This is a genomic window from Telluria sp. ZB4P36, from assembly GCF_059685865.1.
This window is the reverse complement of sequence record NZ_JCASIE010000010.1, coordinates 129605-146086: the sequence shown is the minus strand read 5'-3', so window position 1 is coordinate 146086 and position 16482 is coordinate 129605. Positions and strand designations below refer to the sequence as shown.

The window sequence follows — 16482 nt, the reverse complement described above, 5'->3', positions numbered from 1 at the left end:
CTCATAACATTTACAAGGAGAACAGGATGTACTCCCCGATCTTGCTGCCTACGGAGGTGGCCGCAAGCACCGGCCGCTGGTTTGGCCGTGCGCGCAACTATCCAATCTATAGCATTCCATGGTTCCGTTATCGCAGCGTGGCCATGCTCAGCGGAGCCTTGCTTGTCATTGTCGTTTTCATGGCGATGATCGGATCAAGCGAGCTTGGTCTACATCGTCACTGCGGCTGCGGCTGTGCTGATCGGCCCGGGACTGGCTGTGCTGGTGCGGCATTTCCGGTGGCACCGCCATGTGTCGGTTTCGGCGCGACGGTCTCCGGGAGTGGTATCGGCTTGGCCAATATCCAGGAGCGCCTGCGGACCCGGTTCGGCTAGCACGCCAGTCTTGAATTGAAAGCTCGTCCCAATGGCGGGGTCTCCGCCACACTGCGCATTCCTCTGTCCTTTGACTACTGACAGCCCGTATGCCTACTGCGATCATTGCCGATGACGAAGACCTCCCGCGGAGGGAATTGCGCTGCCTGCTGGCTGAGGTATGGCCTTCCCTGGACGTGCTGGCTGAATGCGAACATGGCACCGTGGCCTTGGAAGCCATTGATCGCCTGCAGCCCGACATCGCATTCCTCGATATTCGCATGCCTGGCCTGTCCGGACTGAACGTAGCGAAGGTGGCGGGGACGCACTGCCGCGTGGTGTTCGTCATGGCTTATGATGAGCACGCCTTCGATGCATTCGAGACCGGTGCAATCGACTACCTGCGCAAACCGGTCGGGCGGGCCCGTTTGCAACAGACCTGCGGCCGCCTGCGCGAGCGACTAGCGCTGCCGCTGTCGGACATAAGCGCTCTGATGACCAAGCTAGACCGGAGCCTGCGCGGAGACGCAGCGCAGATTCGCTGGATTAGCGCAAGCGTTGCCGACACCATCAAGATCTTTCCAATCGACGACGTGCTGTATTTTCAGTCGGATGAGAAGTACACGCGCGTGGTGACCGCCAACGACGAGGCACTGGTTCGTACGCCGCTACGCGAGTTGATCGAGGGTCTCGACCCGGAGCAGTTTTGGCAGGTACATCGCAGTGCAGTCGTGCGGGCAGCAGCTATTTCTCGAATCCGGCGCGATGAACTAGGAAAGATCATGATCACGCTGAAGGACCGGCCCGAAGTTCTAAAAGCCAGCCAAGCCTATTCCTGGCGTTTCCGGCCGATGTAAGATCGGCTTGTCCTGCTTCCGCTACAGGTGGCGCCGCACGAGGTCCGACACCACGCTGTTGAGGGGTCATGCGCGCTGCGGTAGTCCACGGTGGCCAGCGCCCCGTCCGCACCCGGCAGGGCGATGCGGCGGCGCGGATCGGTTGGAAGCGGGCGATGGCTGCTCATGTCGGCGGCTGAGGGGTGGTGGTCGATCCCTGCAGCCTGCTTGCCGCTGCGACGAAGCGTCAATTGCGTTTTCTTGCCGGAGAAGCTTTCGTAACAGCCCGCGCCGTCGTCGCGGCGGGGCACCTGGATTCGACCGGGAAAAACATGTACGGCAGCGCAAAAAACGCAATCAACGGCGCATCGCAGGCATGCTACGCTCGCCCAAAATTTCACCTATCTACAAGGGATTCATGAAGCGCACCATTACTTCGCTTGCCGTGCTGGCCATGTTCGCCGGCCCCGCCCATGGCGCCGATCCGGCCATCAGCGCGAAGGTACAGGCCTTGCTCAAGCAGATGACACTGGAAGAGAAAGTCGGCCAGTTGAACCAGGTCGTGGCCAGCGGCCTGACCGGGCCGGCCAACGCCGAGGCCAAGAACGTCGACAAGCGTGCCGACATCAGGGCCGGCAGGATCGGCTCGCTGCTGACGGTGAAGTCGGTGGAAGAGACCCGGGAACTGCAGGACCTGGCGATGCAGTCGCGCCTGAAGATCCCCCTGCTGTTCGCACTGGACGTCATCCACGGCCACAAGAACGTCTTCCCGGTGCCGCTGGCCGAAGCGGCGTCCTGGGACCTGGAGGCCATCGAACGCTCGGCGCGCATCTCGGCCGCCGAAGCGGCGGCTTCCGGCGTGCACTGGACCTTCGCGCCGATGGTCGACGTCGCGCGCGACCCGCGCTGGGGCCGGGTGATGGAAGGCGCCGGGGAGGATGCCTTTCTCGGCTCGGCGATCGCGAAGGCGCGCGTCAAGGGTTTCCAGGGGAAGGGCCTGGGACAGCTGGACAGCGTCATGGCCACCGCCAAGCACTTCGCAGCCTACGGCGCGCCAGTCGCGGGACGCGATTACCAGGCCGTGGACATCAGTCCCCAGCAGCTGCACGAAGTCTACCTGCCGCCGTTCAAGGCCGCGGTGGATGCGGGCGTGGCCACCTTCATGAACGCCTTCAATACGCTCAACGGCATCCCGGCCACCGGCAGCGCCATGCTGCAAAAGGACATCCTGCGCCAGAAATGGGGCTTCGACGGCATCATCGTCAGCGACTGGCAATCGGTGGCCGAGATGGTGCGCCACGGCTACGCTGCCGACCTGAAGGATGCCGCCGCCAGGGCGATCAACGCCGGCAACACCATCGACATGGAAGGCTACGCCTACAACAAGCACCTGGCGCAGCTGGTCAAGGAAGGCAAGGTCAGCGAAGCGAGCGTCGACCAGGCGGTCGGCCACGTGCTGGCCAAGAAGTTCGAACTGGGCCTGTTCGACGATCCCTATCGCTACAGCGACGCCGCCCGTGAAAAGGCGGTGCATGGCAATCCGGAGCACCGCGCCGCCACGCGCGACGTCGCACGCAAGAGCATGGTGCTGCTCAAGAACAAGGGTGAAGCGCTGCCGCTGCGCAAGGACGTCCGCCGCATCGCCCTGATCGGGCCCCTGGCCGAGGCGCGCCGCGACCTGGAGGGCGCGTGGATCGTGCACAGCGACCCGGCCAACGTGGTGTCGCTGGCCGACGGCATGCGCCGGCAGCTGGCCAAGGGCAGCCGCCTGAGCGTCGTCAAGGGCTGCGACATCGCCTGCAAGGATACCCGCGGCTTCAGCGCCGCCGTCAAGGCCGCGCGCGAGGCCGACGTGGTGGTGCTGGCGCTGGGCGAGTCCTTCGATCATACCGGCGAAGCGCGTTCGTACACCTCGATCACCCTGCCGGGCAAGCAGGACCAGCTGTTCCACCAGGTACGTGCCGCCGCCAAGGCGGCCGGCAAGCCGGTGGTGCTGGTGGTGCTGGCGGGGCGTCCGCTCGCCTTTGCCGACGTAGCCGAACAATCCGACGCCATCCTGTACGCCTGGCTGCCCGGAACGGAAGGCGGCAACGCCATGGCCGACGTGCTGTTCGGCGACTATAATCCCTCGGGCAAGCTGCCGATCACGATCCCGCGCAGCCTGGGCCAGGTGCCGATCTACTATTCCTACCTGAACACCGGCCGGCCTGTGCCGGAGGTAGAGGCGCTGTACGGCTCGGCCTACATGGATTCGCCGAACACCCCGCTGTACGCCTTCGGCCACGGCCTGTCCTACACCAGCTTCAAGTACGACAAGCTGCAGCTGTCCGCGCAGCGCCTGTCCGGCAAGGACAAGCTGACCGTGTCCTTCGAGCTGCACAACGCCGGGCGCCGCGCCGGCGAGGAAGTGGTGCAGCTGTACCTGCGCGATCCCGTGGCCTCGGTCGCCCGTCCGGTCAAGGAGCTGAAGGGCTTCCGCAAGCTGCGCCTGGAACCGGGCCAGACCCGGCGCGTCAGCTTCGAGATCGACCGCGAGCTGCTGTCCTTCCATAATGCCGACCTGCAGTGGGGCGCGGAGCCGGGCCGCTTCGAGCTGATGATCGGCAGCGCGTCCGACGACATCCGCCTGAAGGGGCAGTTCGAGCTGACGGACTGAGGCCGGCCATGGGAGGAAGCGTGAACCCATTCTGGCGCCGCCTGGGCGGCACGCTGCTGCTCGCGGCGGGATCGGCGTGCGCCGCCGCGCCACTGTTGCCGGCCGACCTGGCCTCCTACAGCCGCAGCCACGACCTGCGCGCCCCCTCCTGGGGGCCGTATTCGAATGCCTACCTGGGGCTGTCGCACCTGACCGACCAGGAGCGCGGACTGCGCTTCGACGTTTCGCTGTTTGCCGGCGGCCACACCACCACCACGCCCTCGGCGCCGAATGCCTCGCTCAATACCGGCATGGTGGCCTGGGACGCGGCGCCCGGCCTGGATTATTACGCTTTTCGCCAACGCATCGACGGCGATCGCCTGTACGCGCAACTGGCGTTTGCCGCGCTGGACGAACGCACCCGCGTGATCCGGGCAGACCTGTTCAACACTACTGGGCAGCCCCGCACCGTCACGCTCAACCTAGTGGCTTCGCTGCAGTTGCCCAACAGGGGGCCGAACCAGGTGCTGACGCCGCGCCGCATCCTGCGTCCAGCACTGCCGCCGGGTGCGCGCTGGATCAATGCCGTGCATTATCGCGCGCTGGAGGTGGCCGCGCCAGGTCCCCAGGACCGGCTTCCCTATGACGGCCGCCTGCGCAACGAGGAGCGCGACGATGGCATGGTCGATGGCCGCGCGCTGAGCCTGCGTCCGGGCGATCGCGCCAGCTATGGGCTGGGCCAGGTCGCCGCCGGCACCGTCGTGGTGCTTCGCTACCGCGCGCCCAAGGGAGCGGCCCTTGAGGCCGCTGGAATGGTGCCGATCGTCCTTGCCCCCGGGCCGGGCTACCAGACCCATGTCCTCACGCTCGGACGAACGGGCGACGAACTGAACTTGAGGAACGCCGGCGCCGATGCGGTCGAGATCAACGGATTCGCCCTGTCGACCGGCGACTTGGCCGCGCAGGTGCGGTTCGAGCCGGAAGATCGCGATACCACGCCTGAGATCATCCCCGGGCCGTTGCCGCACTCCGTGTTGCTGAAATACCGCCAGAGCGGGCGTTACTACGGCCTGCGCTGGTACCGCGATGCGACCCGCGTACGCCAGGTGCGCAACGGCATGCTCGACCATTTCTTCGGTCGCCACAGCATGCGCAAGAGCGCGCTGGAGTTCGATGGCGACCGTACCGGCCATTACACCAACCTGCATTTCCGCGGGGCGCCGGTCCCGGCCGGGGGGAGCGAAACCATCTGGACGGTGGTCACCGAAGGCAGCCGGGCCGAGGTCGAGGCGGCCTTGCGCACCGGACAGCAGGAGGCCGGCGCGGCCTTCGACAAGGCGCGGCGCAGCGCCGCTCCGGCGCCCAGCCTGGCCGCCGGAGCGAAGTACGGCCTCGCACGCCAGCTGATCCGTGCCAATCTCCTGATGAATGTCGTGTACCCGGTCTATACCCAGGACCAGTACATCCGCCATTTCACGCCGGGCAAGTGGTGGGACTCCCTGTATACCTGGGATTCCGGTTTCATCGGCCTGGCGATGGCGGCGGTGGCGCCGCGCCTGTCCGCCGATGTGCTCAATGCCTACACCACGGCGCCGGAAGCGCAGGCGGCGTTCATCCATCACGGCACGCCGCTTCCGGTGCAGCATACCCAGTTCCTGGAGTTGTGGAACCGCACCCAGGACCGTGGCCTGCTGCAGCATGCGTATCCGCGCCTGCGCCAGTACTACGAGTTCCTGGTCGGGCGTTTTCCCTCGTCCACCACGGCGCGGCTGCCGTCGGGCCTGCTGGGCACCTGGGATTATTTCTACAACAGCGGCGGCTGGGACGACTATCCGGCCCAGGTCCGCATGCATGCACGGGGCATCGCCCGGCGCACCGCGCCGATGGTGACCACCTCCCACGCGATTCGCGCCGCGCGCATCCTGCGCATGGCCGCGCTGGAACTGGGCCGCAGCGGCGACGTAGCGGACTATGACGCCGACATCGCACGGCTGGCGCGCGCCATCCAGCAGCACGCTTGGGATCCGGACAGCGGCTACTTCGGCTACGTTCTGCACGACGAGGCCGGCCGGCCAGCCGGCCTGCTGCGCACCGAGGAGGGCGAACAGCTCAACCGCGGCCTGGATGGCGTGCAGCCGCTGGTGGCCGGCATCGCCACGCCGGAGCAAACGCGCGCCCTGCTGGAGCACCTCGGTACGGAAGGGCGGCTGTGGAGCCGCGCCGGTATCACGGCGGTCGACCAGCGCGCCGGCTATTACGATCCGCTCGGCTACTGGAACGGGACGGTCTGGTTCCCGCACCAGTATTTCATCTGGAAGACCTTGCTGGACCTGGGCCGCGACGAGCAGGCCTGGACCATTGCCAGGACCGCGCTCGGCTTGTACCAGCGCGAAGCGGCCGAGAGCGGGACCTCGGCCGAGCACTTCGAGATCGCCACCGGGCAGGGCGTGGGCTGGCACCAGTTCTCCGGCCTGTCCGGTCCGATCGCCAATTGGTATGCCAGCTACTTCGAGCTGGGCAGCCTCACCGCTGGCTACGACGTGTGGATACGCAAGCGCGCGTGGTCGGCGGACAACAGCCGCCTCGATGCCGAACTGGCCCTCTATCCCACCCAGCACAGCACGCACAGCGCGGTGCTGGCCGTGGCCGTGCCGGGACGTTACCGCGCCAGCTGGAACGGGAAGGCGGTCGAGGTGCGCCGACTGTCCGGCGGGGCGCTGTCGATCCGGGTGCCAGCCGGCAAGGCGCAGACCGGCTTTCTGCGCCTGTGGCGAACAGGTGCGTGAGCCTTGCGCCGTGGCCGCGCCGGTGCACCACGGCGTTCGCGGCCGGCGGCAAGCGTTTTGCGCAATCGTTCCGACGTTTTTCGCAATTGCAAGGTCCTTGCGTCAATGTCCAGAATTGGCGCATGTTCATCAAGTAGGAGACAAGTATGACCCTGCAACAAGCATCCCGCCGCCGCATGCTGGGAACCCTGACGGCCGCCGCCGGCGCGGCCATGCTGCCGTTCGCGGCCCTGGCGGCGGCGAAGCCGCGCCGCATCATCCTGCGCTCGCACTGGCAGATCGAGAACATCGGCGACGTCGCCCACACCCCGGCCGCGCTGGCGGTACTGGAACGCCACCTGCCCGACGTCGAAGTGACCCTGTGGCCGTGGTACATGGAGGTGCCCGAGCATGAGATCCGCATGCTCATGAAGCGCTTCCCCAAGCTGAAGATCGCCCAGGGCAAGCTGGACCAGAACGGCGTCGCCTCGACCCCGGAACTGGAAGCGGCGGTGGCGTCCGCCGACTTCATGCTGCACAACTCGGGCCCGTATGCGCTGGCCTGGATGGACCTGGAGGCCTTCAACAAGCGCACCGGCAAACCCTTCGGCGTGTACGGCGTCACGTATGGCCACTGGATCTTCGGTAACGGCGAGAAGGACACCCTGTCGCGCGCCGCGTTCGCGTACTTCCGTGATTCCGTGTCGCTCAAGAAGGCCCAGCTCGACGGCGTCAAGGCCCCGATCATGGGCTGGTCGCCGGACGTCGTGTTCTCCACCGACGTGGCGGACGATCCAGCGGCCGCCAGGCTGCTGGCCAGGCTGGGCCTGGCCGACGGAAAATTCATGGTGTGCCTGCCCAAGCAGCGCTACACGCCGACCTGGCACCACGTGCGCAAGAAGCGTCCCTTCGACGGCCGCCAGTACCAGCGCAACGAGGAGATGAAGGAATTCGATCATGCCCCCCTGCGCGAGGCCATCATCCAGGTCACGCGCCAGACCGATCTGAAGGTCCTGATCGGCAACGAGGACGAGACCGAGACCGAGATCGGCAAGACCTGGGTCTACGACCACCTCCCGGAAGACGTCAAGCGCAAAGTGGTGTGGCTCGACCGTCCCTGGATGCTGGAAGAAGCGATGGGGGTCTACAAGCGCTGCGAGGGCATGTTCAGCAACGAGATGCACAGCCCGATCATGTGCATTGCGCTCGGGGTGCCGGCGATCGTCAACCGCTGGGTCGAACAGAGCAGCAAGGGCCGCATGTGGGACGACATCGGCCTGTCCGACTGGCTGTTCAATTTTGACGTCGAGGAGGAAGTGGCCGCCTTCCCGGCAGCTGTGCTGAAGATGGCCAAGAACCCTGCCGAAGCGCGCGCCAAGGCGCGCAGGGCGCGCGAGTTCACCCACAAGCGCTTCGCCGAAACGATGGCGGTGCTGGGCAGGGAGCTCGACAAGGTGCGCCGCGGCAATTAATCAAACAATACCGAGCGTGCTCGGTGATGATGGAGAGTAGACAGTGCTGAGAATCGTTACAAGCTTCACCCTTTTCCTGGCGCTCGCCGTCGTCACCGCCACGGCGCACGCGCGCGAGTGGCACGTCTCGCCGAAAGGCAGCGATGCGAACAGCGGCACCAGCGCAAGCGCGCCGTTCCGCACCCTGCAGAAGGCCGAGTCGGTGGTCGAGCCGGGAGACACGGTGCTGATCGGCGGCGGCATCTACCGCAGCGAGCCCGATGCCGACCGCGGCCACAACACGGCCTTGCTCAAGGTGCGCAAATCGGGGCGGCCGGACGCCTGGATCACCTGGAAGGCAAAGAAGGGCGAAACCCCGGACCTGCGTTCGCGCCAATGGTCGGCGATCGAAGTCAACGGCTCCTACCACATCTTCGACGGCCTCACGGTCACCGGCCACAACGATGAACTGGTGCTGATCCGCGCCATCGAAGCGGCCAAGAAACCCGGTTTCGATGCCGAACATAATACCAACGGCATCTTCGTCGAGGGCCGCAACAACCCGCCCGACAGCAAGCCGCATCACATCGTCATCCGCAACTGCACCGTGTCGAAGATGCCGGGCGGCGGCATCGTCGTCATCGAGGCCGACTACGTCACGGTGGAAGACAACAAGGTGTTCGAGAACGCCTGGTTCATGCGCTACGGCGGTTCGGGGATCACCTTCCTCAACAACTGGGCCTTCGACGACAATCCGGGCTACCACGTGATCGTGCGCCGCAACATGGTCTGGAACAACAGGACCATGGTGCCGTGGGATCGCATCGGCAAGCTCAGCGACGGCAACGGAATCCTGCTGGACGTCACCGACCAGGACACGGCCGGCGGCGCCACCAATCCGAACGCCGACGCGGCCGTGGCGACGGCGGATGCCGCGGCAGCAGGCGCGGCTGCGCCGGCCAAGCCGAAGCGTCCCGTGTGGAAGGGCCGTTCGCTGATCGCCAACAACCTGTCGGCCTTCAACGGCGGTTCGGGCATCCACACCTTCCGAACCTCGCACGTGGACATCGTCAACAACACCACCTACTGGAATGGTGCGGTGGTCGGCTACGAGGAGCTGTTCCCGAACCGCTCCAACGACATCGTCATCCTCAATAACATCATCGTGCCGCGCCCGGGCGCCAAGGTCACCTCGAACCACAGCAACAGGAACATCCGCTGGGACTACAACCTGTACCCGGTGGCCCAGGACGTGATCCGCGGGCCGAACGACATCGTGGCCGATCCTAAATTCGTGGACGTGTACACGGACCTGCGCAGGGCGGACTTCCGCCTGGCCAGGGGCAGTGCGGCGATCGGCTCCGGCACCGACGAGGTGGCGCAGCCGGACGATCTCACGGGTGTGCGCCGCCCGCAGGGCAAGCGGCGCGACCGCGGCGCCTACGAGCGCTAGCCGCTTGGCGCTCGCTCATGGCCCGCGCCGGAGCAGCATGTAGTTATACAGCGGCCAGGCATGGGCGTGCGAGCAGAAGCCGACGAAGGCTTCCTTGAAGATGTCCGGGAACCAGTAGTTGAACAGTCCCTCGCGCGAGGACAGCGTACTCTGCATGCCGTCGAAGCGGGTCCACTGTCCCAGCCAATACCGTGGATAGACCTCGGCGCGCCTGGCAAAGCTCATGCGCTCGAGCAGGCGCTCCGCTTCCGCCTTGTCGAAGCTGAGCACACCCTTGACCAGCTGGTGCTCCAGCGCCGCCCATATCGCGCCGTCTTCGCCTTCGCCCGCATGGCCGAAGATCGGCTTCTCATGGATGCGGAAGCCCACCGGTTCCAGCAGCGCCGGCTTGATGCGCGCATACATGCGGCGTTTGCGCCCGGCCGGCAGCTCGGCCAGCTGCAGCAGGAATCCCTGTGCTTCGATGCACACGATGTCCCTGCCGAACTCGCCCTTGCCCTCGCCCAGGTAGGCGCGGGCCGCAAAGTCACGCTCCCCCAGGTCGTCCAGGAAGGCCTTGCGCAGGCGCGCCGCGTAGCTGTCCAGCGCGGCGACGAGCTCGCCGGCGGCCGGCTTGCCGGATGCCTTCAGTGCATCGGCCAGGGGCGGTATCACCGCCAGCGCCATGGCGCTGTTCATGTGCGACTCGGCCGAGTGGAATACGGTGTTCACCGGCACCGTATGGAAGAAGGAATCGCTCCAGTCCGAGTTCAGCATCTTGACCAGGCCATGCTCGCCAAGTCCGACCTCGTCGCGCAGGTAGGTGAAGTGACGCTTGAGCATGGCGAGCACGGTCTCGCTGCGTCCGGCCTCGACCGGGTAGTAGCCGATCGGTTCGTCCAGCATGGCATAGTCGCGCGTCACGCGCAGGTATTCGCCGGCAGCCATGAAGGCGTACAGCTGCTCGTCGCTCTCCTTGTAGATGCCGGGGGCGGAATAGCCGACACCACTGTTGCCGCGCCGGATCTCGCCGATCGGCGTGGTGTGCTTGAACATGTAGCGCAAGGCCGACTTGGCCAGCGCCGGATTCGTGTACACGAGCGGCAGCACGGCCTGGGCATGGTCGCGGTTGGAGATGTTCTCGCCGTCCTGGTAGCTGTACACCTGACCCTGGGGGATGAAGGTCTCCTGGAAGTAGCTGCTCCAGGTGGCCATCGCTTCCAGGCAGTAGGCGTTCCAGAGCGCTTCGCGGCGCAGCAGCGCATTGGCTTCGCCGGACAGGTCGGGCAGGCGACGCAGCCACGCGTGCTGGAACAGGCCTTCGCCGGCGCCGTCACGACGCGCAGCCGCCAGCAGCTTGCGCGCCTGTTCGCGCGCCTCCGGCATGCCGGCGGTGGTGAGGCCGATGGCGATGTCGAAGCTGACGCTCTTGCCCGGTGCCAGGCTGCCGCGCGCACGTGCGCGCAGTCCTTGCGCGTCCGACTCGCCGGCGTCGATCAGGATGCCGGTCTCGGCGCGCGTCGACAGGAACAGGTGCATCGGCAGCGTATCGATGGACGACGATGCATTCCTGCCGTCCGGCACCAGCAACTGGCGGGCATGGAAGCGGTTGCTGCACAGCGCGAGCTTGCCCCCGCGGTCGACGGCGACGCTCGGCTCGTAGCGGCCGCGCAGCAGGTCCGGGGCGGTACGCTGGCTGTCCGCGGCGACGTAGCGGGTGCCGACGCCTTCGCGATAATCGAAGTCGACCGGCGCCGCGCTGCGGTTGCTCAAGGTAACGGTCACGACCACGGTCGGGTTGCCCCGATGGACGGCGTGCGAGGGCTGTACCGACACCATGCGCGAACAGGTGATCGCATCGTCGATTGCATAGTCGTAGCGCGCAAAGCCGACGCCGAACAGGCGCCGGCAGCGCGCTGGGTCGGCGGCCAGCGACTGCAGGCCGACCAGCTCGGTGCGTCCCGATCTCAGCGTCAGCGAGGCGGTATGCTCGCCGTAGTTGAGTCGTTCGGCCGAGGCATTGGCGCGCGCCCAGGCGCGCTCGCCGGTGAGGATCTCGAGCACGCCGCTGACATGAGCGAACACGGTCAGGCGGTAGTTGCCCAGGATGAACATGGGGTCGTCGGGCTGGCGGGCGTCCTTGCCGTCACGGTCGAGGACACGGAAGGGCAGCGGGCCCAGGTAGCGGTAGGCCGGCAGCCGGTGGCGGTCTTCCAGCCACTGGCCGAGGGCGGGCGCGCTTCCCGCGTCGCGGCCGCTCGCGAACAGCGGGAAGGCGTGGGCCGCCGCCAGGGCGGCGCCGGTCTTGAGAAAGCTGCGTCGTGCAGAGGGCATGCGGGTAGTCCTTCAGGTGGTTCAAGCGGTGAATGGTGGCCGGCTCTCGGGCTGCGCGGCTCGTCCGCAGGCGTCCCTGAAGCAGCCGTCGGCGATGCGCGCCAGCAGCAGGCCTTGCTGCCAGCGGTCGCAATCGTCCTCGCCGCTGCCATCCGGGCCGGTCCGCTGGCGCGCGTACGCCGGGTACACCATGCGGCCATCGACCGAGAACGCATGCGGAAGCAGCTCAGGCGCGAAGCACAGCACCTCGCCGGCGCCGGCATGGGCGAGGAAGCCGGCCATGGCACGGGTCCAGAGCTGGCGGAAGTCGCGCACGTGGGGCGCCTCGCGATCGAGGATGGCCGGCTGCAGCGCGCCCGAGTCGGCGACGCGGCCGTGCAGGTAGCGCACCCGGTCGAATACCGGCTGCAGCAGAGCGAGCTTGGCCTCCCAGTCGCCGTAGCGCATCTCGCAGCCGGCATACCAGTGCGAGAAGTCGCCGTTGAAGCGCAGTTCGGGGTAGCGCTCTACCAGGTCGAGCGTGCGGCGCGGGTCCTGGGTGAGGGTGGCGCGGTGGGTTTCCACATACACGGGGTAGCGGCAGCCGGCGGCGGCATCGAGCAGCGCTTCGGCCAGCGCATAGCCCTCGGCCTGCGACTCGAAGCCGGTGCCGAGGTGCACGGTGCTCAATCCGAAGCCGAGTTCCTTGTGCGCGCCCACCAGCTCGCGGGCCTGGCCGGGCGCGGTGACCCGGCCGGCGCCGTGCACCAGGGCGCCGGCCCGCAAGCCGGCGTCCATCAGGGGATCGCCCGGTTCCAGCTGCAGCCCGGCGTAGCCGGCGCGCAGGATTGCCGCGACGGTGGCGTCCGGATCGTCCACCAGCGGTGCGCTCGACCAGGCCGGCAGCGCGCGGATGGTCCAGGTGTTGAGGATGTGCACCAGCTCTTCCGATCGGTAGCGCATGTCCTCAGCGCTCCATCGTGCTGGCGGCGGAACGGTCGTCGCCCGCATCCAGCAGGGCCGTGCTGTCGTCCTGGCTGAAGCGCCTGGCACCCATGGCAAGGATGTCATCGTCGTCCAGCTTGTGCAGCCTGGTGTAGCTGGGGTGGTGCGAGGGCTTGTAGGGATCGTTGTCGGCCGCGTTGTAGCAGCAGATCATCGACCAGCGCGGCTTGTCCGAATGGTTCTGGTCCGAGCGGTGCAGGGTGTTCGGATGGAACAGCAGCAGGTCGCCCGGTTCCATTTCCACGTGAACGGTGTCGAGGCGCGCGGTGATGGCCGCGATGCGTTCCGGGTCGATACCGGCCTGGTCGCCGGTCAGGCGGTGGTCCAGCCGGCCCAGCAGGTGCGAGCGGCGCACCACCTGCAGGCAGCCGTTCTCGCGGGTGCAGGGATCGATGGCGATGAAGGCGCTGCACAGGCGCGGGAACAGCACGCCGTTCTGGTACCAGTAGCCGTAGTCCTGGTGCCAGGCCCAGGCGCCGCCTATCCGGGCATCCTTCATGATCATCTTCGAGTGATAGTGGTAGATCTCGCCACCCAGCAGGGTTTCGATCGACTCGACCAGCGAGCGCGAACGGGCGATGGCGCCGTAGATGGTGTCGGTCGGGTGGTTCCACAGCGACAGGCGCACCACCCCGCCTTCGCCGTCGGCGCGGCCGAACGAGGCCTGGTCGAGTATCCGGTCCTGCTGGGCGGTCTCGCGCAGCAGGGCGATTTCCTCCTGCTTGAAGAAGGCGGGCAAGAGCACGTAGCCGTCACGGTCGTAGGCGGCTTTCTGGTCCTGGTCGAGGACGTAGTTAGGCATGGCAATCCCTTTCGGACGCAAGTTTGAACATGGTGCTTGGAGTCAGCGCGGCTTGTTCCAGCCCGCGGCGATGTCTTCGAGCGAGCGGCCGCGGGTCTCGGGAACGAACAGCCAGGTGAACAGCGCCTGGCCGGTGCAGCTGAACGCGAGCAGGGCGAATGTGGCCCCGCTGCCGATCCGGTTGAACACGTAGGGGAACAGCAGCACCACCACCGCATTGGCGGCCCATTGCGCGAGCACCGGCACGATCATGGCGCGGCTGCGGATGTGGTTGGGCAGCAGTTCCGGCAGCAGGGTCCAGAACACCGGGCCGATGCAGGAGGCGAAGAAGAACAGGTAGAGTACGATCAGCCCGAGCACCAGCATGCCCTGGAAGTGTCCGGTCCACGCGGCCACGGACAGCCCGGCCAGGGTCAGGGCCATGCCGCTCGAGCCCACCAGGTAGAGCGGACGTCGGCCCAGGCGGTCGATCACCCAGAACGACAGCAGGGTGAAGACGAAATTGGCCGCGCCCACCACGAAGGTGGAGAACAGGGCGGCGTCCAGCGTGAAGCCGGCGGAGCGGAAGATCGCCGGCGAGTAGTCGATCACCGTGTTGATGCCGGTCTGCTGGACCAGGATGGCCAGTACCAGCACCACCAGCAGCGGGCGGCGGTTCGGCCGCGCCAGCAGCGCGCTCCAGCCTGCGTCCTGGTGCGCCAGCGAGGCGCGGATCGCGTCCAGTTCGGCCCTGGCATGCGCGGCGCCGCTGACCCGGGCCAGCACCGCCAGGGCTTCGTCGTCGCGCCCGCGGCTGGCCAGGTAGCGCGGCGTCTCGGGAGAAGCCAGCATCAGCGCGAACAGCATGGCCGAGGGCAGGGCGCCGGTATGGAACATCAGGCGCCAGGCGTCCGGGCCGGCGTCGCGCAGTGCATAGTTGATCAGGTAGGACACCAGGATGCCGGTGACGATGGCCATCTGGTAGAGCGCGCCCATGCGGCCGCGCAGGCGCGTCGGCGACACCTCGGCGATATAAACCGGCGCGGCCAGCGACACCACGCCCACCGCGAGACCGCCCAGGAAGCGCGCGACGTTGAACCACAGGAAGTCGGTGGCTGCGCCGGTGGCGACGCAGGTGGCGCCGAACAGCAGCGCCACCCACAACATGACGCCGCGCCGGCCGAAACGGTCCGCCAGCGCGCCGGCGGCTGCCGCGCCCAGCATGCAGCCGAACAGCAGGGAGCTGAAGGCCAGGCCCAGCTGCAGGTGGCTGAGGCCGAATTCCTTCTCGATGAAAGGCCCGGCCCCGGTGATGATGGCGATGTCGAAGCCGAACATGATCCCGCCGAAGCCGCCGGCCAGGCCGAGCAGCATCAGGGCGCGCAGGTTGACCGGCGCCACGCTGGAAGAGGAAATGGCCGCGCCGTGTTCGGCCGGGCCGGATTCGATGGTGGAATGCATGCGTCTCCTGGGCTGCGCCCTTGTTGGTGTTGTCGCCGGACTGCCTGGGCCGGCCGCTTCGCCGGCTGCAGTCCAGCACAGGATAGCGGCGTGCGGGGGGAGCGGGATTATGCTTCTGATGCTTGCGCTTTATGAAATCTGCTTTCCAGTTGCAGGCGCGCTCCGCTGTCACTAGGATGCACGCAGGAGGCCCCGATGAACCATTCGCGCAAACGCATCGCGCTGCTTTTCACTGTCAGCAATTTCTACTACCGCGATGTGGCGGCCGGCGTGGCCGCGCACGTGGCGCGCCACGGGCTCGACTGGGAGCTGATCGCGGCCGACCTTTCGTCCTGCTCCATCGAGCAGGTGGCGCAGTGGCGCATCGAAGGCATCATCGCCGAGATGGACCAGCCGCAGGCGGTGCACAAGCTGGCCGCGGCGCGCGCCTGCGTGGTCGGCGTCGGCAGCGCCAGCGCGGATACGCCGCCCGGTGCCTTCTCGCTGGCCGGCTCGGACAACCTGGCGCTGGTGAAGAAGGCCTATCAGTACCTGGTCGAGCAGGGCGCTCCCCATCTGGCTATGTACAGCCTTCCTCCGGCGCACAACCGGCATTGGGCGGCGGAGCGCGAGCGAGCGTTCGCGCGCCTGTGCGCGGCGGACGGCGCACCCGCCCCCCTTTACCACGGCCACGAGCCGAGCGTACTTGCCTGGGAAGACCAGCTGCGCGAGCTGATCGACTGGCTGTCCGCGCTGCCCAAGCCGGTCGCCAACCTGGCCGTCAACGACACCCGGGCGCGCCACCTGATCCAGGCATGCGCGGCGGCGCCGCGTGCGCTGGCCGGCTCGGTGTCGATCGTCGGCATCGACAACGACCCGCTGGTGCATACCCTGGCGCGCGTGCCCATCAGTTCCGTCGTGCACGCCACCGACGCCATCGGCCGCGCCGCCGCCTCGCTTCTGCACCAGGACATGCTGGGCCTCGGCCTGGGCGTGCGGCGCATCCTGCTTCCACCGTCGGGCATGAATGGCGCCGCGCCGCGCGCGGGCTCGCACGCCGGGGCGGTGGCGCGCGCCCTGCATTTCATCGGCCTGCATGCGACCGACGGCATCAAGGCCGAGCAGGTGGCGCGCCACGCCGGCCTGTCGCGCTCCTGGCTCGAGCGCCAGTTCCAGCGCGAGCTGGGACAATCGGTGCACGACGCGATTTTTCGCCGCCGGCTGGACGCGGCCAAGGTCATGCTGGCCCAGGGATTGACTGAACTGGCGGAGGTGGCCGAGCGTTGCGGCTTCAGTTCGGTGCAGTACCTGTACGCCGTGTTCGCGCGCGAACTGGGTTGTACGCCGAGCGAGTTCCGCAGGCGTGCGCAGGCGCCGGAACATGGCAAAAATCAGCAGCCGTCTGCGCAGATTTCATAATTTCCCGCCGTTCGGCCTTATGCGACACTCGCCAAGGCTTGTGCTCACGCTG

11 protein-coding genes are annotated in these 16482 nt (G+C 67.2%); 7 read left to right on the top strand and 4 right to left on the bottom strand.

The annotated features are described in order from the left end of the window. Window positions 1–26 precede the first annotated feature (26 nt). From AC56LK_RS14755 to AC56LK_RS14730, 6 genes are all read left to right on the top strand, one after another. Complete coding sequence (locus AC56LK_RS14755; RefSeq protein ID WP_497185245.1) at window positions 27–374, top strand: hypothetical protein; 348 nt, start codon at window positions 27–29, stop codon at window positions 372–374. 89 nt (window positions 375–463) lie between these two features. After that, window positions 464–1210 carry a LytR/AlgR family response regulator transcription factor gene (locus AC56LK_RS14750; RefSeq protein ID WP_497185244.1) on the top strand — a complete coding sequence of 249 codons (747 nt, stop codon included), beginning with the start codon at window positions 464–466 and terminating at the stop codon, window positions 1208–1210. A gap of 397 nt (window positions 1211–1607) precedes the next feature. After that, entirely contained in the window at window positions 1608–3845 is a 2238-nt protein-coding gene (gene bglX / locus AC56LK_RS14745; protein ID WP_497185243.1) for a beta-glucosidase BglX, read from the top strand. Window positions 3846–3865: 20 nt separating this feature from the next. Further along, on the top strand, window positions 3866–6610 hold the full coding sequence (locus tag AC56LK_RS14740) for an MGH1-like glycoside hydrolase domain-containing protein (RefSeq protein WP_497185242.1): 2745 nt from the start codon (window positions 3866–3868) through the stop codon (window positions 6608–6610). Window positions 6611–6756: 146 nt separating this feature from the next. Continuing rightward, complete coding sequence (locus AC56LK_RS14735) at window positions 6757–8061, top strand: polysaccharide pyruvyl transferase family protein (protein WP_497185241.1); 1305 nt, start codon at window positions 6757–6759, stop codon at window positions 8059–8061. A gap of 43 nt (window positions 8062–8104) precedes the next feature. After that, window positions 8105–9493, top strand: a complete 1389-nt coding sequence (locus tag AC56LK_RS14730) for a right-handed parallel beta-helix repeat-containing protein (protein WP_497185240.1) — start codon at window positions 8105–8107, stop codon at window positions 9491–9493. 15 nt (window positions 9494–9508) lie between these two features. On the opposite strand, the gene AC56LK_RS14725 is transcribed toward AC56LK_RS14730, so the two are convergent. The 4 genes from AC56LK_RS14725 to AC56LK_RS14710 are packed head-to-tail and all read right to left on the bottom strand — an operon-like array spanning window position 9509 to window position 15032. After that, entirely contained in the window at window positions 9509–11806 is a 2298-nt protein-coding gene (locus AC56LK_RS14725; RefSeq protein WP_497185239.1) for a GH36-type glycosyl hydrolase domain-containing protein, read from the bottom strand. A 21-nt stretch (window positions 11807–11827) separates the two neighbouring features. After that, window positions 11828–12748, bottom strand: a complete 921-nt coding sequence (locus tag AC56LK_RS14720) for a hypothetical protein (protein ID WP_497185238.1) — start codon at window positions 12746–12748, stop codon at window positions 11828–11830. 4 nt (window positions 12749–12752) lie between these two features. Then, window positions 12753–13592: a phytanoyl-CoA dioxygenase family protein gene (locus tag AC56LK_RS14715; protein WP_497185237.1), complete on the bottom strand. Its 840-nt coding sequence runs from the start codon at window positions 13590–13592 to the stop codon at window positions 12753–12755. A 42-nt stretch (window positions 13593–13634) separates the two neighbouring features. Beyond that, window positions 13635–15032: a sugar porter family MFS transporter gene (locus AC56LK_RS14710; RefSeq protein ID WP_497185236.1), complete on the bottom strand. Its 1398-nt coding sequence runs from the start codon at window positions 15030–15032 to the stop codon at window positions 13635–13637. A gap of 195 nt (window positions 15033–15227) precedes the next feature. Between AC56LK_RS14710 and AC56LK_RS14705 the strand changes: the two genes are divergently transcribed. After that, the gene (locus AC56LK_RS14705; protein WP_497185235.1) at window positions 15228–16430 is read left to right on the top strand and encodes an AraC family transcriptional regulator; all 1203 of its coding nucleotides are present in this window, start codon (window positions 15228–15230) and stop codon (window positions 16428–16430) included. Window positions 16431–16482: the final 52 nt, after the last annotated feature.